The 16,664-nt window shown below is 42.8% G+C and carries 13 protein-coding genes and 1 pseudogene; 5 read left to right on the top strand and 9 right to left on the bottom strand.

Annotated elements, in window-relative coordinates; all coding sequences use genetic code 11:
- Positions 1–383: 383 nt before the first annotated feature.
- From K5Q58_RS09745 to K5Q58_RS09735, 3 genes are all read right to left on the bottom strand, one after another.
- Positions 384–1,121 (bottom strand): fumarate reductase iron-sulfur subunit, encoded by a 738-nt coding sequence (locus K5Q58_RS09745; RefSeq protein ID WP_192021647.1) that lies wholly within the window; start codon positions 1,119–1,121, stop codon positions 384–386.
- Positions 1,121–3,109 (bottom strand): fumarate reductase flavoprotein subunit, encoded by a 1,989-nt coding sequence (locus tag K5Q58_RS09740; protein ID WP_220753738.1) that lies wholly within the window; start codon positions 3,107–3,109, stop codon positions 1,121–1,123. The genes K5Q58_RS09745 and K5Q58_RS09740 overlap by 1 nt, the downstream gene beginning before the upstream one ends.
- A 68-nt stretch (positions 3,110–3,177) precedes the next feature.
- Positions 3,178–3,918: a fumarate reductase cytochrome b subunit gene (locus K5Q58_RS09735; RefSeq protein ID WP_220753737.1), complete on the bottom strand. Its 741-nt coding sequence runs from the start codon at positions 3,916–3,918 to the stop codon at positions 3,178–3,180.
- Positions 3,919–4,298: 380 nt separating this feature from the next.
- Between K5Q58_RS09735 and prmA the strand changes: the two genes are divergently transcribed.
- From prmA to fis, 3 genes are all read left to right on the top strand, one after another.
- Positions 4,299–5,180 (top strand): 50S ribosomal protein L11 methyltransferase, encoded by an 882-nt coding sequence (gene prmA, locus K5Q58_RS09730; protein ID WP_102529535.1) that lies wholly within the window; start codon positions 4,299–4,301, stop codon positions 5,178–5,180.
- Between the two features lie 173 nt (positions 5,181–5,353).
- The gene (dusB, locus tag K5Q58_RS09725; protein ID WP_220753736.1) at positions 5,354–6,322 is read left to right on the top strand and encodes a tRNA dihydrouridine synthase DusB; all 969 of its coding nucleotides are present in this window, start codon (positions 5,354–5,356) and stop codon (positions 6,320–6,322) included.
- A gap of 18 nt (positions 6,323–6,340) precedes the next feature.
- Positions 6,341–6,649: a DNA-binding transcriptional regulator Fis gene (fis, locus tag K5Q58_RS09720; RefSeq protein WP_055023591.1), complete on the top strand. Its 309-nt coding sequence runs from the start codon at positions 6,341–6,343 to the stop codon at positions 6,647–6,649.
- A gap of 90 nt (positions 6,650–6,739) precedes the next feature.
- Here the strand turns inward: fis and K5Q58_RS09715 are convergent, their stop codons facing one another.
- The gene (locus K5Q58_RS09715) at positions 6,740–7,483 is read right to left on the bottom strand and encodes a peptidase (protein ID WP_220753735.1); all 744 of its coding nucleotides are present in this window, start codon (positions 7,481–7,483) and stop codon (positions 6,740–6,742) included.
- Positions 7,483–8,145: a peptidase gene (locus K5Q58_RS09710; RefSeq protein ID WP_220753734.1), complete on the bottom strand. Its 663-nt coding sequence runs from the start codon at positions 8,143–8,145 to the stop codon at positions 7,483–7,485. The genes K5Q58_RS09715 and K5Q58_RS09710 overlap by 1 nt, the downstream gene beginning before the upstream one ends.
- 354 nt (positions 8,146–8,499) lie before the next feature.
- Between K5Q58_RS09710 and K5Q58_RS09705 the strand changes: the two genes are divergently transcribed.
- The gene (locus K5Q58_RS09705; protein ID WP_259651306.1) at positions 8,500–9,675 is read left to right on the top strand and encodes a kelch repeat-containing protein; all 1,176 of its coding nucleotides are present in this window, start codon (positions 8,500–8,502) and stop codon (positions 9,673–9,675) included.
- Positions 9,676–9,832: 157 nt separating this feature from the next.
- Positions 9,833–10,300: pseudogene (locus K5Q58_RS09700) on the top strand (hemerythrin domain-containing protein); the annotation flags it as partial.
- A gap of 158 nt (positions 10,301–10,458) precedes the next feature.
- On the opposite strand, the gene K5Q58_RS09695 reads toward K5Q58_RS09700, so the two are convergent.
- From K5Q58_RS09695 to K5Q58_RS09680, 4 genes are all read right to left on the bottom strand, one after another.
- Positions 10,459–13,581 carry an efflux RND transporter permease subunit gene (locus K5Q58_RS09695; protein WP_220753732.1) on the bottom strand — a complete coding sequence of 1,041 codons (3,123 nt, stop codon included), beginning with the start codon at positions 13,579–13,581 and terminating at the stop codon, positions 10,459–10,461.
- 12 nt (positions 13,582–13,593) lie between these two features.
- Positions 13,594–14,679: an efflux RND transporter periplasmic adaptor subunit gene (locus K5Q58_RS09690; RefSeq protein ID WP_220753731.1), complete on the bottom strand. Its 1,086-nt coding sequence runs from the start codon at positions 14,677–14,679 to the stop codon at positions 13,594–13,596.
- Complete coding sequence (locus K5Q58_RS09685) at positions 14,676–16,007, bottom strand: TolC family protein (RefSeq protein WP_220753730.1); 1,332 nt, start codon at positions 16,005–16,007, stop codon at positions 14,676–14,678. Before K5Q58_RS09685 ends, K5Q58_RS09690 begins: the two co-directional genes overlap by 4 nt.
- Positions 16,008–16,136: 129 nt before the next feature.
- Positions 16,137–16,568 carry a hypothetical protein gene (locus tag K5Q58_RS09680; RefSeq protein WP_220753729.1) on the bottom strand — a complete coding sequence of 144 codons (432 nt, stop codon included), beginning with the start codon at positions 16,566–16,568 and terminating at the stop codon, positions 16,137–16,139.
- Positions 16,569–16,664 lie beyond the last annotated feature (96 nt).

Raw genomic sequence — 16,664 nt, 5'->3', positions numbered from 1 at the left:
ATAAATCCCCATTGAAATTGCTGAAATGCGTTGAAGAAAATGGCGTAAGCCTGACAGGACGTCAGGCTAGCTTTAGTTGGCCATGGATGGCCTATCTAAAGCGTTAGCTATTTTCGAATAAGCATGAGGCTTACTCGCTTTGAAAGAGTAATTTCGTTGGGGCGGCAAGGGATATCGAAAAGGGAAATGCTGTTGTTTCCCTTTCGTCTGGTGTGGGCGAAGCGCCACGACGTTAATTCAAACGGAGTTTGGAAATCCAGTATGAAATCCATATGTCTAAAACTGATATTAACTAAGTACCAAGACGTTAATTTGTTCAAAATGACAAACAAAAAAGCCGCTTACCTATGCAGATATGCGGCTTTAAAATGTTTAGCGATTTATTAACAGCTCACAATCGTTTGCGCCATCTTACGTCTTAGGTAAGCGATTTGCTGCATATGCGGTAAGTCTTTCGGGCAAGCATCTTGGCAACCCAATAAGGTCATACAACCAAATACACCATCTTGATTACCAATGACGTGATAGAAATCTTCCGCTGTGCGGGTATCACGGCTATCCATTTCAAAGCGAGCGATTTTCATCATACCCACTGCGCCAACAAAAGTGTCTTTCATTTGTTTGGTCGCACACGCAGAAACACACACACCACATTCAACACAACGTTCTAATTCATATAACTTAGCCGCTTCAGCTGGATCCATTGGGTTTTCTAAGCGGTGAATGTCGATGTCATTACTGTCTGGTTGCAGCCACAGTTGTAAACGCTCTGCCAGCTCACGCATAAACTTACCAGTATTCACCGATAAATCGCCAATTAGCTCGAATCCTGGTAATGGCATAAGTTTAATTTTGCCATCAGGGAAATTAGCCGTCAGCGTGCGACACGCCAGTGTTGGTTTACCATTAATCACCATGGCGCAGCTGCCACAAATGCCTGCACGACAAACAAAATCAAACTGCAAAGAAGGATCTTGTTGTTCACGTAGCAAGTTTAATGCAATAAACACCGTCATTCCTGGCGCTTCAGTGATCTCGTATGTCACCATCTTCGGCTTATCGTTAGGATCTTGTGGATCGTATCGAAAGATTTCAAAACTGATAGTACGTGGGCTACTCATTACTTCTCTCCCGACACAGGGCTTGTGTCACTTAATCTTTCATTACGAGGACGTAAAGTTTCAGGTAAATCGAATGGCATGATGGCTGCTTGCTTATCAAAGCGGTCGGCATCATCACCTAATTCGGCAAGAATATCGGCAATCTGCGCTTCACGCGCTGCGGTATCAGGATGCGCCACCGCATTATCATTACCATAGCCGCGATAACCTGGTGGCAGTTCCATTTTCATCACATCAAGTTGCTCATAACTTAACTTAGGTTCTAGAGCATTTTCATCTGGCCACGTTGATAATGTGCGGTTTAGCCACTCTTTATCGTTACGTTGCGGGTAATCTTCACGGGCATGAGCGCCACGACTTTCTGTGCGCGCATTTGCACCACATGCAACGGTTAAGGCAACACGCAGCATACGTGGCACCCTCAAGGCTTCAACTAGCTCAGGGTTAGCGTGACGTTTTTTGCACTTAAGACCGATATTTTTACTGCGTGTCAGCAGGTCTTTTAGCTCAGTTACCGCTTTTTCAAGTTCAGTACCGTTACGGAAAATACCCACGTAATCCATCATAATGCGCTGCATGGCTAATTTAATTTCAAAGACATTTTCAGTGCCTTTACCCACTAACAACTCATCAATTTCATGTTGCATCTTGCTCATGCTGGCTTCAATCTCACCAGTGTTGATTTCAAGGGTATTCTTCTCACAAAAATCAGCGACATACTTACCGATAATCATGCCGCCAACCACGGTTTCTGCTAGTGAGTTACCGCCTAAACGGTTAAAGCCATGCATATCCCAACAGGCTGCCTCACCGACACTGAATAAACCTGCAAGCTGCGGACTTTCACCGGTAGCATTCGTGCGTATGCCGCCCATTGAGTAATGCTGAGTTGGTCTGACTGGAATCCAATCTTTCGCAGGGTCGATACCGAGGAAGTTTTCACAAATCTCTTTGACCTCACGTAAATTGGTCTCAACATGCTTGCGGCCAAGCAGAGTAATATCGAGCCATAAGTGTGGGCCATAAGGGCTATCAACCCCTTTACCTTTACGCATATGCTCGGTCATACGACGTGATACTACGTCACGTGATGCAAGCTCTTTCTTTTCTGGCTCATAGTCAGGCATAAAGCGATGACCATCTTTGTCTCTAAGCAGTCCGCCATCACCACGACACCCTTCAGTTGTCAAAATCCCTACAGGCACAATGGCTGTTGGGTGGAATTGCACCGCTTCCATGTTCCCTAGCGTGGCAACGCCTGTATCTAATGCCAATGCTTGGCCAATACCTTCACAGATAATTGCATTGGTAGACACTTCGTAAATACGACCATAGCCGCCAGTAGCAATAGTGGTTGCCTTGCCAATATAGGCACGTAATTCACCTGTAATTAAACAGCGTGCAATCACACCATGACAGCGTTTGCCATCATGGATAAGTGATAAAGCTTCAATACGTTCATGAACAGGAATGTCCATTTCAATGGCTTTGTTATCTACTGCGTATAGCAATGAATGGCCTGTACCGTCAGCGGTATAGCATGTACGCCACTTTTTAGTACCACCAAAGTCACGGGCATTAATTAAGCCATGGGCTTTTTCTGCTTCGGTAATGGTGACCTTTTCTGCATTTACCACCACTTGGCGATCGCCAGCAGTAATACGCGACCAAGGTACGCCCCAGTTAGCCAGTTCACGTACTGCTTTTGGTGCGCAATGGGCAAACATTCTTGCTACGTCTTGATCGCAGCCCCAATCAGACCCTTTTACAGTATCTTGGAAATGGACATCTTCATCGTCGCCCATACCTTTAACTGTATTACCAAGGCTAGCTTGCATGCCGCCTTGAGCCGCTGCAGAGTGAGAGCGCTTAGCAGGGATTAGCGATAACACCACGGTATCTAAACCACGTTCTTTTGAAGCAATAGCAACGCGCAAACCAGCAAGGCCTGCGCCAACGACTAATGAGTCTGTATAAATTATTTTCACGGGTATTCCTTAAATTCGATACGAGGTTAATGGCATATGTGACTCATTAACCTAAAACTCTTAAGCCTCTAGCTCGGCACAAAAGGAGTCACTGGTAACTCCAACGATTGACCAATCACGATGTAAGTCATCAAACTTGCGATACCAATAATCATCAAGTAAATCACCATGAACTTGGCAAGTTTTAAAGCAGCCATACGTTTAGTGGTAATGCCCCACTTAACAGCTACACGGTATAGGCCAAACATTGCATGGATAACCACAGCTGGCAGTAACAACACATAAAGCATCCACACATCTTGGTGGTAAACACGCTCTGCTGATAAATGCGGACCAATCGCAGGATTAGTGATCATGTCGTAGAGATGAACTGGCGCGAGGAAGAATAATAAGAAGCCAGTGATCAGCTGCCAGAACCAAATTTTAGTATCTTGATGCGGCATAATAGTCATTTGGCTGCGTAGTGCTCGCCATTGTTGAATTTGCGCAGGAAAACGTCTTAACGCGAACGCTGCATGGATGATCACCACCAGCAACATAAACGCGGAAATAAATTTAGTGAGCACAGGAAAACCATGTCCTGTTTCGCTAAAGATGCCACCTTCTAGAAAGTGACCAACATGATAAAAGGCCTCTTTACTGATCAATATGCTCGACTCAAAGTGCAAGTGCATAATGATGAAGAAGCCTAACAACAACCCGGTAGCACTTTGTAATTTATCGGCTCTGGCTGCCCAAATCGGGTTCAAATACCCTTTTGACGAAACGTCATGAATTTTTTGTGTTTGAGTTTGCGATGAAGCAGTCATAGTTTCCATGCCTGTATGACATATTTCTGGTGAAATCAGCTTATCAGCTATCCCTACTTCTCCTCGGCTATAAAAATTAAACCGTGATCAAGCTCACCTACCATTCATCGGCTTTTAGAACTTGATCACAGTCACATATTGTTCAAATATAAGAACTCAAAATTTTACTTAACTTTCATTAATTTATAGTGACATTCAAACAGAACCAATGTTTAAGTGATTTCATCATGGATATTAATAGCTTAAAGATTAACCATACGATAAAAGTGCTAAAACAGCCGTTTCAATGCAAATAAGCAATATTTCACTATCAAATGCTGCTGTTTTTCCCGCCCAGCAGGTACAATGCGCCATTAAATTATTCTCATAGGAAAAACTCCATGCCTTGGATTCAACTTCGCATTAGTACTAACAGCGACCATGCCGACGCGCTCGGTGACCTTTTAATGGAGCAAGGTTCAGTATCAATTACCTATGAAGATGGTAAAGACACCCCTATTTTTGAACCTAAGTTAGGTGAAACACCGTTATGGCAAGACACCATTGTGATTGCCTTATTTGATGCTGGTACTGACTTAAGCCCAACGGTGAGCTTTTTAGAAACCCTTCCTTATCTTGGTAAAGGGTTTAAACATAAAATCGAACAGATTGAAGACAAAGACTGGGTTCGCGAATGGATGGACAGCTTCCACCCAATAAAATTCGGTCAACGTTTATGGATATGCCCAAGCTGGCGCGACATTCCTGAGCCAGAGGCAGTAAACGTCATTCTTGATCCTGGTTTAGCTTTCGGTACAGGCACCCATGCTACCACCGCTTTATGTTTAGAGTGGTTAGACGGTTTAGACCTTTCAGATAAAGAAGTGATCGATTTTGGTTGTGGTTCAGGCATTTTGGCAATCGCCGCCCTTAAACTTGGCGCGAAAACTGTTACCGGCGTTGATATTGACTACCAAGCGATTGATGCATCGACCGCGAACGCTGAACGTAACGGCGTTGCAGACAAGCTAGCTTTATACTTACCAGAAAACCAACCAGAAAATCTGCAAGCGGATATCTTGGTTGCTAACATCCTTGCAGGCCCACTTCGCGAGTTAGCTCCACTAATTGCAGAAAAAGTTAAAACTGGCGGGAAATTAGCTTTATCAGGCCTCTTAGAAGAACAAGCAGAAGAAATCTCACAGTTTTATAGCCAATGGTTCATCATGGATGAAGCGGCTCACAAAGAAGACTGGAGTCGCTTGACAGGTACCCGCAAATAACGGTAAAGGCATTGCACCCCTTATGGCAGCTAGATCTGCGCTTAAGGGAGTGCAGAATACTCTCCAACTAAAAGTCAAGCAAAAAAGTTACATTTAGTTCATTTATTGACCTTTTCAGGAAGGCAAAAAAGGGCTAATATAGCGCCCCTTTGACGAGCAAGGTGAATAACTCAATGCAAATTGGCCCGTATCAACTGAAGAATCAGCTGATTGTGGCACCAATGGCAGGTGTCACCGATCGCGCTTTTAGAAACCTCTGTTTACGCTATGGCGCAGGTCTAGCTGTTTCAGAGATGCTTTCATCGAATCCTGAAGTTTGGGATACAGATAAAAGTCGCCAGCGCATGATGCATTCTGGTGAAGAAGGTATTCGCTCAGTACAAATCGCAGGTGCAGATCCTGAATTAATGGCAAACGCGGCCCAGTTCAACGTAGAACAAGGTGCGCATATCATTGATATCAATATGGGCTGCCCTGCAAAAAAGGTAAACAAAAAGCTCGCAGGCTCGGCATTAATGCAAGATCCCCAGCTAGTAAAAGAGATTTTACAGGCTGTTGTTAGTGCAGTTGATGTTCCTGTGACATTAAAGATCCGCACAGGTTGGCAACCTGAACATCGTAATGGTGTTGAAATTGCCCACATTGCTGAAGATTGTGGTATTGCATCGCTCGCCGTTCACGGTAGAACGAGACAATGCATGTATAAAGGCTTTGCCGAGTACGACACGATTAAAGCAATAAAACAAAATGTCTCAATCCCTGTTGTTGCTAACGGAGATATCGACAGTCCTGAAAAGGCTAAGTTTGTCTTAGATTACACAGGCGCCGATGCTTTGATGGTAGGACGAGGAGCCCAAGGCAGACCGTGGATTTTTAGAGAAATTCACCACTACTTGGAAACAGGTAAAAAATTACCGCCAGTTGAGGCGAGCGAGCAGCGAGAAATCATGCTCGAACACCTGAACAAATTGTACGAATTGTACGGCGAATACAAAGGTGTCCGATTTGCGAGAAAGCATATGGGATGGTACCTAAACCAAGAAGAACAGCGACAGTTCCGTGCTGACTTTAATAGGCTTGAAACCGCTGAACAGCAATATTCCTTAGTGGAATGTTACTTTGATGAATTAGTAAATTTTTAATATAAAGAGCAGAATAGAATGTTTGATCAGACAACTACTAACACAGAAGTTCACCAGCTAACCGTAGGTAAGATTGAAACCGCTAACGGTACTATCAAGCCACAACTATTACGTGACGCAGTAAAGCGTGCAGTAACAAACTTCTTCTCTCAGTTAGACGGTCAAGAAGCGTCTGAAGTATATGAAATGGTTTTAAGTGAAGTTGAAGCACCATTACTAGACATCATCATGCAACACACTCGTGGTAACCAAACACGTGCTGCGAACATGTTAGGTATCAACCGTGGTACTTTACGTAAGAAATTAAAAAAATACGGCATGAACTAAGAAGCAATTCTTAATTCGTTGTATTTAAAAAGGCTAATCAGAGATGATTAGCCTTTTTTGTTTTCCATGTTTTACCTACTGCTCGACGAATTAAGTAATCTTAAATCGATACCGCTTCATCACCACATTTTCAATTACCCAATACAAACCTGTAAGCGATAAAGTCAGCATCATTAACCCAAATAGCCAACTAAAGGGATTATTAAAACTGCCTTGGTGCAGGTAATCCATAAAGTGCAGCTTAAACATCAAATCGGCTAAATCAGTGTGATCATTTTTATGGCCAACTAATCGACCATTTATACCGTTAATGTAAATTCGTGTATTCAAATCATCATTCATGCTGACTTGCCACAATGGATTACATTCTTTTGGCCACTCTTTAAAGCTGGTAGATAATTGTCGATGACTCATTATCTCGCCTGCTCCGGTATAGCTTTGCAAGGCTATGGATTCTGCCAAGTCGACATCAATAAGGACTTCTTTGCCGCTATACGCATCAACTAAGACTTGCTGTTGGCAATTATGCTGATATCGCTGCACTTGCTCGTCTAATAAATACATAGGTCGGTCATTAAGCACAATAGTACTAACCTGTTCCATCGGCTTATATCGCTCGAGAATAGACGATAAAGGTTCTAGCTCATGACGGCTAAATAGAGTTAAATCTAACGGTGCTTTACTGCGATAATAATGGCTGCCTTTAAGATCTTCACTTGGGGTGATATTGAAATAAATCCCTGTCCCTAGCCAGATTAATAATTGAATACCAACAATAGTGCCCAACCAGTAATGACAAAACCTTAGCCAACGTTTTATATTTTTGGTTTTCATTAGCTATACCTCTTACGCCGTTGCCAAATCAATATCCCACCAGCGAATACAGCAATAAACGATCCTATCGCTGTATAAAATAATAAGGCGTTATCAATGGCTTCACCGTCGTCATAATCCATTATGTGCCACTTCCAAAATAGATCGAACCAGCGCCAATATTCATGACGCCTTGTCACCACATCGCCTGTCTGTGCCGATATATACAGTGTTGATTGGGCAATATCATCAAACCTGATTTGCCAGACAGGTAAATGTCTTGCGGCTAACTCTGACGGGGCTTGAGTGTTGAGTAACTTGATTAAAACGATACTAGCAGAAGGTGAAATGGCATCCTGATGCTGAAATGTTAATGCAATGGCTTTTGCTTGCGCTTCGGTAATACTGCCAAAAGGCTGGCCAGATTGCGCGTTAATCAATAATGACTTTTCTGGTAACTTAAGCTGATACACCATTTGTTTAAGTAAGGGTTTTACAATGACCGCTTGAGCATCAGGGTATGCTTGATAAAGCTCAGAAATTGGGTAAGAGATAGAAGATGGTGATATTTTATCTGCTTGTTTCACTGCAACATGATCGCTGCGGATAAAACCAATATCCATCAATACAAAATAGCTGCCAGTAAAGCCCCATATAATAATTGGAACTGCAAATATCAACATGAGCCATCGGTGAATAAACTGAGCTGAGGAGACCTTCTTAAGGGTTTTATTGACTGCTTTTTTTGGATTCAAAGTAACAAATTGCCCGTGATTTATTATTCTATTTTGAGTGAATAGGGTTTCTCACAACAGTGAGCAAATTAATTCAGAAAAAACTAACTTACCGTAAAATTGACTATAAAACAGCATTTAAATAAGAGGTCAAACTTACAAATTTAACTATCAAAGCCATCAGCAGTAATTCTTACCTGTATTAGCTTTGATTTACTGCTGCGATAACAAATATGTTTAAATGTGCATGACTAGAAATAGAAAATTAAAACTAAAAAATATTAGAAATCACAAGGATTGAGAATGAGTCGATTAAGCCAGCTTGGCGCTGTTATCACAGCGCTTGTGAGTTTTATGCCTGCAGCAAATGCGAGTTATCCCCAGTTACCCGAAGGTGTGTCTAACAACGCTGTAGCCAAAGTGACGACAGCAAAAGGCGACTACTTATTGAGTTTTACTGGCTTGGCAGAAGGTAAAGGTTATCAAGCTGTGCATAACAAGGTTTGGGGGGTTAATCTTTCTGCGCCTAATCCACTATGGCAGCCCTTAAACCCAGTTCCTTTTGTCGCGCCATTAGCAGGTCGCCTTGCTTCAATCGCCGTGGGGCTTAATGATAAAGCTTATGTCTTTGGCGGCTATACCGTTGCCAAAAACCATGAAGAAATAAGCACTATCGATAACTACCAATTTGATGTACTAAATAACCAATACCAACGCATTGCTGATATGCCAGTGGCTGTTGATGATACTGCAGCGAGTGTATATCAGCAGAGATATATCTATTTGTTTGGCGGCTGGCATAACGACGGAAACGTCAACCTAGTCCAAATTTACGACACCAAAACGAATACCTGGAATCAAGCGAGCCCTATGCCAGCCCCAGCTGTTTTTGGCCAAGCAGTTGCTATGACAGGCAACAAAATCGTGTTCTGTGATGGGGTGAAAGTACAGGCTAATATTGGCAAACGTCGCAGTTACCAGTCATCACCTGTGTGCTTATATGGCGAAATTAATCCTCAAAACCATTTAAGAATAAGTTGGCAATTACTGCCTCACTACTCTGTTGCAAATGAACAAGCTGAACACGACTCTCAAGCTAACCATTCTCTAGCTAACCATTCTCTAGCTAATAATCTTCAAAAAACACCAGTTGCTCATTATCGTATGGCTGCAACAGGATTGAAGTCAGGTAAATCTGGACAAGCTATCTTTATGGCGGGCAGTGACAACCCCTATAACTACAGTGGCATTGGATATAACGGCGAGCCGAGCGAGCCATACAGCCAACAATACATCTTTGACTTTGACACCATGCAATGGCTTAAACCACTTCAACTTGAAACACCAAGCATGGATCATCGTGGCTTAATTTGTCATCAGGGCAAGTTGTTGCGAGTTGGCGGCATGCTTGAGCAACAACAAGTCAGTAAACAGGTGTTAGTGAGTCCACTATTGAATGGGCAAAAGTGTACTCAGTAAGAGATACTCGTCTTAAAATTATGTGATCCAACTAGCAATTACTCATCAATATGATTGCCCACACAAAAGATGCATTTAAAATACATCTATAATTTAATGCATCTTTGGAGCAATCATGTCTTCTACCAATTTTGAGCAATTACAAGCTTTATCAATTCCCGCTTTAATTGACCACCTTGAAGCAACGCATCACCAATATGTTCGTGAAACTGCGCCGCTTTTAGTGGAGTACTCGCAAAGAATGGTACAAGCCCATGGCGAAGATTATGCCGAGATTAAGCCATTAGCCATACTAATTGGTGCGCTGATTGCTGATTTGATGCCGCATTTAATGAAAGAAGAACAGATTTTATTCCCAGCGATGAGAAGACTAGCTGCTGGCGAAGAAGTGAATGGTTGCTTTGGCCATATTGGTAATCCAATTAATGCCATGGAGCATGAACATGATCATGCTGGCAGTGTTTTACAGCAGTTACGTGAACTCACCAATAACTACCAAACTCCTGAAGGCGCATGTAGCACTTGGCAAAAATGCTACAAAACCTTGGCTGAATTTGATGCTGATTTACAGGTACATATTCATACTGAAAATGAGTTACTGTTTCCAAAAGCACTCGCAATCTAAACCTTAACCGTTTGGCTAAATAAAAAGTTTCATCAGGTCCTTGGCTCTCGCTCCCCCAGCAGAGCCATTTTTTCTTATGGGGTTAATACACTCCAAGATGAAACACTCAAAACTAAAAAGCCTCGCATTAAGCGAGGCTTTTTAGTTAACACCACAATCTAGTGATGTTTCTTTTCGCTTCTTTGATGTGCCATCCGATACAAAATAGGCAGTACAAACAAAGTGAGTAACGTTGACGAGATAATACCGCCAATCACTACCGTAGCAATAGGTCGCTGTACCTCTGCACCAGTGCCAATATTCAGCGCCATAGGAACAAACCCTAAACCGGCCACTAGCGCCGTCATTAATACGGGTCTTAACCTGATTAATGCACCATCAATAATGGCATTAAGTAACTCGCCTTTCTCATGATATAACTGACGAATAAAGCTCAGTAGCACTAATCCATTAAGTACAGCAACACCCGACAATGCTATAAAGCCCACTCCAGCGGAAATCGACAATGGCATGTCTCTTATCCACAGCGAAATGACCCCACCTGTTAGTGCAAGCGGAATACCTGTAAAAATAATCAACGCATCTTTTACAGAGCTAAACGCCATGACTAATAAACCTAAGATAATGGCTAAGGTCAAAGGCACTACAATGGATAATCGTTGACTTGCTGATTCTAGTTGCTCAAATGTGCCACCATACTCCAACCAATAACCTGCAGGTAAATCTACTTGCTGACTAATTTGTTGTTTTGCTTCAGTGACGAATGAGCCTAAATCACGACCGCGCACGTTAGCAGTCACGACCATACGGCGTTTACCGTTCTCACGGCTGATTTGATTTGGAGATGGCGCGATATCTAATGTCGCGACTTCAGATAAAGGCACATACTGCCCCGATGGCAGCACAATAGGTAACCCTTGTAAGTGCTCTACATCTTTACGAATATTTTCAGGTAAACGCTGAACAATCTTAAAGCGACGATCACCTTCAAAAATAAGTCCTGCCTCTTCACCACCGATTGCGGTTGCTACAAAGTCTTGCAACTCGGAGACAGTTAAACCATAGCGTGCTAACGCCATGCGATCAGGTTGAATCGACAGCATTGGCAAACCAGTTACCTGTTCAACTTGAAGATCTGACGCCCCCTCAATTTTCTCTAGCACTTCATGAATGGCATTGGCCGAAGTCAATAATTGCTGTAAATCATCGCCAACCACTTTAATGCCTAAGTCGGCACGTACACCTGATATGAGTTCGTTAAAACGCATTTCAATTGGCTGAGTGAGCTCAAAGTTATTACCAGGCTGACCAGAAACAGCATCGACAATATCTGCGGCAAGCGCATCATGACTCATTTTAGGATTTGGCCACTCATTACGTGGTTTAAGCATAATAAAGGTATCGGCAATATTTGGCGGCATAGGATCGTTCGCCACCTCTGGGGTTCCGATTTTAGAAAATACATTCAGCACTTGAGGGAAGTGTTTGATTCTATCCTCAAGCATCATTTGCATCTCTACAGATTGCTCTAATCCTGTACCAGGAATACGAATCGCCTGCAGTAAAATATCTTCTTCATTAAGCTGTGGAATAAACTCTGAACCCAGTGTAGTGGCTAACCAAATTGACAATGCCACCAATCCAACAGCAGCACTCAACACTAACCAGCGAAACTTCATTGCTACAATCAACAATGGCTTATACAAAGATTTACTTACGGTAATAACGCGGCTTTCTTTTTCGCTAATCTTACCTGTCATGAACAAAGCAACTGCGGCAGGAACAAGCGTTAACGACAGCACTAATGCTGCTAAAAGCGCCATCACAACAGTGGCAGCCATTGGGTGGAACATCTTGCCTTCGACACCTGTGAGGCTAAATAATGGAATATAAACCACGGTAATGATCAATACGCCAAATAAGCTTGGGCGAATGACTTCATTTGTTGCCTCATACACCAATTGTAAACGTTGTTTACGAGGCAGAATATTCCCGCCATTTTTCGCCTGTGCTTGGCCAAGCCTGCGAATGGCATTTTCGACAATAATGACTGCACCATCGACAATAAGGCCGAAATCTAATGCTCCTAAGCTCATCAAGTTTGCTGAAACGCCCGCTTGCACCATGCCAGTCATCGTCGCTAACATTGCCAGCGGAATTACCGCAGCAGTGATTAATGCAGCTCTAGCGTTACCGAGTAGGATGAATAACACCACAATGACCAGCAATGCGCCTTCAACGAGATTTTTTTGGACTGTATATACCGCTTTATCGACCAATGTTGTGCGATCGTATACAGCCTCAACTTTAATCCCATCAGGCAATGACGCTTTAACGTCTTCAAGTCTTTCGGCTACGGCTAATGATACTTGGCGTGAATTCTCGCCCACCAGCATCATTGCGCTGCCTAATACTGTTTCTTTTCCGTCTCTAGTGGCTGCGCCTGTTCTTAATGCCTTACCAATGCCAACCTCTGCCACATCACTAATTAAGATTGGTGCGCTATCGATGCGCTTAACCACAACCTGTTTAATGTCGCTAATGGTTTTAAGCTGCCCAGCTGAACGAACTGTAAGTTGCTGTCCTTCGCGCTCAATATAACCTGCACCGCGATTACTGTTGCTGCTTTGCAGCGCCATTTTAATATCGACAAAGGAAACCCCATAGGTCAACATTTTCAATGGTTGAGGCGTGATGTGATATTCCTTATCAAAGCCCCCAATGGTATTTATTTCAGTCACCCCTTTTACTTGAGCTAATTGCGGTTTAATAATCCAGTCTTGGATTTCTCTTAGCGCTGTAGCATCGAAGTCACTTCCATCAGCTTGTTTAGCATTCGGTTTTGCTTCAATGGTGTACATGAAGATTTCGCCAAGGCCAGTAGAAATAGGCCCCATTTCAGGCTCAATTCCAGCAGGTAAAGCTCCTTTTATGCCATTTAAACGCTCGCTAATGAGGTTACGAGCAAAATAAAGGTTCGTACCTTCATCAAACACGACTGTCACCTGCGATAATCCATAGCGCGACAATGAACGAGTGTTAGACAAATTCGGAATACCCATTAGGGCATTTTCAATCGGATAAGTAATCCGTTGTTCGGTTTCTTGTGGTGAGTATCCCGCAGCACGCGTGCTTATTTGCACTTGTACATTGGTAATATCTGGTACGGCATCAATCGGTAACTTCTGATAACTCCAAAGACCAACAGCAACCAGCAATAAAGCTAAAAACATCATCATCCAGCGTCGATTAATCGCAAGACGCAAAACTGATTCAATCATTTATCGTCTCCTTTAATGGACGTGGGCAGCACTAGATTTTTCAAGATCCGCTTTAAGAAGAAAGCTTTTCTCTACGGCATACTCTTCGTCAATAGCTAAACCTGATAACACTTCTGTCAATTGCCTATCACTTTGACCTAACTCAACAATGCGTTTTTCAAAGCCCTCTTCATTGCGGACAAAAACCACTTGTTGACCTTCCATAACCTGCACAGCACGATTATCAATAACCATCGACACAGATTGCTGACTCAAGGTTAATTCACCTGATAATAAAGCGCCTACAGCCCATTGCCCTTGCCTATTGTCTAGTGGCACACGAGCCAATGTATAAGCTTGGTTGTTCGTTGAATTGAGAAGGTGTTGAATTGTTGACTGCACTTGCAGTTTATTAGCATTAGCAGGAGTTGATTCGATAATAAGGTGCTGACCAACCGATACTGAACCTAACTGTCCAGGGAAGATTTGATACTCAACCCACAACTCAGCGTCATTCATAATTGTAAGCAGCACATTGTCTGTAGCTAGTTCGCCGACATTAGCATGTCGACTTACCACGACACCTGAAATCGGCGCTGAAATTGAGTAATGTTTTAAGCTTGCATTAGATTCAACTTTGGCAATCACTTGTCCCGCTTTAACGCTGTCACCTACCGCAAAATTAAATTCGGTGATGAGTCCTGAAAATCTAGCTTTCACTGGACTTATGGCCGTTTCTGGTACCACTGTTCGACCATATAAAGTCACTGTTTGTTTGATATCACCAGGCTGCGCTAATTGAGTGACAATCCCGGATACAGATAGTTGTTCTGCACTGATATGAATTTGGCCTTCTTCATGTTCATCGTGCCCATGTTCGTCATGTCCGTGTTCATCATGCGCTTGTTCATCGGAATGAGCATCTGAATGGTTATCTGAGTGAGTATCTTTATGTTCATCATGCCCATGAGCATCATGAATTTGTTCATTAGCGTGATTGTCTGAATGCACATCTTCATGACCATGATCGCCTGAAGCGTAAACTGGAACAGCTAACATTAAGACGGCCGTTACAGCAAGATGAACCATAGTAAAGTTATTGAATGGTCTTAAGTTCATTTTGGGAATCCTTGGAAATCTCTAAAAAAGGTATGTTGAGAAGCAGATAGAGGTTCGGCGATTAATTGTTCTATATCCACGCCATAACGCAGTGCTGAAGCAGCTGCATCAATTAAAGCTCGTCGAGAAAAAAGTAACTCTTCCCTTGCCGTTAAATAATCAAGATAGCTGTATAACCCTTGCTCATAGGCTTTTTGAGTATCTTCTAAGGCTAAGGTTAAGGTAGGAATGACACTGGTTTGTAAACGATTAACGGTGACAGTTGCTTGTTTACGACTGGCATAAGCTCGATATAACTGAGCATAGAGTTCAAGCAGTGCGACTTCGCGGTTAATCAGTACTTCATCTTTCGCCGCTTGTGCAGAAATGACTGCTCCTGAATTTCTGTCACCACTAAATAACGGCACACTGAATCCAGCTGTTAATGCCATGTCGCTAGTTTGCTGCATTTGCTTAACGCCAACAGACCAACTCACATCTGCACTCGATTGAGTTTGCGCAAACCGAAGTTCAGCCTCTTTTAATTGTGCTTGGGTTAAATATGCTTCAATCGCTGGGCTGTATTTCACCTTTTCAAACAACGGCGCTAACGCAACATCGTCGGTAAACTCGAATAAACTGCCTTCCAGAGATTCAAAGTTAACATTGGACTCGCCCCACATCATGCTGAGGGCTAACTTGGCATAATCATGCTGATGTAGCTGAGTTTCGGCGACAAGCCTGGCATTGAATACTGCAGCTTGAGCACGTTTAACTTCAGCATCTGGTGTGACCCCTGCTTCAGCGCGGCTTTTCACTACCGTTAAGGTTTCTTCTGCAAGTATTAAGGAGTCAGCTGCTAGCTCTAATTGCGATTGCGCAGCTAGCACATCAATATAACGACGAGTTGCTTCACCCAGTAGACTTAGGGCTGCAATTTTTTGTTCAGCTTCAAGTAAGGCACGCTTTTCATTCACCATCCCTGAGCGTGCTTCTAACTTATCACCCAGTTCAATGACTGAAGACAATGACACGCTAAATTCGGCACTGTCGACGCCTTGGTACTCTCCTGAACCTGCAACATTATCGACGTCAAATCCAATTTCATAGCCAGGAGTTAATGCTTGCGTGTGCGCTTCGCCATCTAAGGCAAGCTGACGGAATTTGAATACTTTTAATGAAGGATGTTGCTGCTTAACACGTTCAAGCACCGTCGTTAATGACAGAGTTGACTTAGGCTCTTCAGCACTAACGTTTTGAGATATCGGCGCAAGCAGCACTAATACGCAACACAAGATAAGCTTGGGCAAAATAATGCCCGGTCGGGCGATATTAACATTGTAAAACATCTGAGTTTTAGCCTCGATTTAATACAAAAATACAAGACAAGCTGAATGCTATTACAAGCATAAAACACAGCGAGTCAAAGCAAATTGATTAATAAAATTTGCTCATAAGATAAAATTTTGAATTAAAGGTTAAACTTGGGGAGGGCGTAAAAAACTAAAATACGGCGCTTCGACAGCGGTAGAGTTAAATGAAAATACAAAAGAGTCGGGGGCAGAATTAACCCCATGCATCACTGTTATAGGGTGCATTAACGTCATACAACAAGAGCAACAATTATTACTGCACTCGCTGCAATCACTTTCAATATGACTAATGACTTGCACTTGTTCATCACACAGCTCAGAGCCTTGAGTTGAAGCCTTCTCGAGATACTCAGAGTGCTGATCAAAGTCAGCTGTCATGTTAACAGCAGGGTTATCATCACAGTCTTGATGTTCAAATGAACAATCATCCGCCATTGCACCAACAGACTGCATCGTTAAAATCGCGATCAACAACATTCGCCCCAGCTTAGCAGGAGACGTCATAATGATAGTTCGGATCACACGATATAAATTCATCTGAATTTAGCAATTACCTTGGCAGTAAAAAGCATTTAAAAGAGTAGCAACATTTGTATCCATACAGTTTAAGGCAATCAAAAATAAAACACTATG

The organism is Shewanella sp. KT0246 (genome assembly GCF_019654955.1).
Lineage (GTDB): Bacteria > Pseudomonadota > Gammaproteobacteria > Enterobacterales > Shewanellaceae > Shewanella > Shewanella goraebulensis.
Note: the sequence above shows the minus strand (reverse complement) of the source record. Positions and strands in the feature narration are given on the sequence as shown.

Coding starts and splice junctions, on each gene's coding strand:
- K5Q58_RS09745 (WP_192021647.1), bottom strand. CDS start 1,121: ATGAGTAGCCCACGTACTATCAGTTTTGAAATCTTTCGATACGATCCA.
- K5Q58_RS09735 (WP_220753737.1), bottom strand. CDS start 3,918: ATGACTGCTTCATCGCAAACTCAAACACAAAAAATTCATGACGTTTCG.
- prmA (WP_102529535.1), top strand. CDS start 4,299: ATGCCTTGGATTCAACTTCGCATTAGTACTAACAGCGACCATGCCGAC.
- dusB (WP_220753736.1), top strand. CDS start 5,354: ATGCAAATTGGCCCGTATCAACTGAAGAATCAGCTGATTGTGGCACCA.
- fis (WP_055023591.1), top strand. CDS start 6,341: ATGTTTGATCAGACAACTACTAACACAGAAGTTCACCAGCTAACCGTA.
- K5Q58_RS09715 (WP_220753735.1), bottom strand. CDS start 7,483: ATGAAAACCAAAAATATAAAACGTTGGCTAAGGTTTTGTCATTACTGG.
- K5Q58_RS09710 (WP_220753734.1), bottom strand. CDS start 8,145: ATGTTGATATTTGCAGTTCCAATTATTATATGGGGCTTTACTGGCAGC.
- K5Q58_RS09705 (WP_259651306.1), top strand. CDS start 8,500: ATGAGTCGATTAAGCCAGCTTGGCGCTGTTATCACAGCGCTTGTGAGT.
- K5Q58_RS09695 (WP_220753732.1), bottom strand. CDS start 13,581: ATGATTGAATCAGTTTTGCGTCTTGCGATTAATCGACGCTGGATGATG.
- K5Q58_RS09690 (WP_220753731.1), bottom strand. CDS start 14,679: ATGAACTTAAGACCATTCAATAACTTTACTATGGTTCATCTTGCTGTA.
- K5Q58_RS09685 (WP_220753730.1), bottom strand. CDS start 16,007: ATGTTTTACAATGTTAATATCGCCCGACCGGGCATTATTTTGCCCAAG.
- K5Q58_RS09680 (WP_220753729.1), bottom strand. CDS start 16,568: ATGAATTTATATCGTGTGATCCGAACTATCATTATGACGTCTCCTGCT.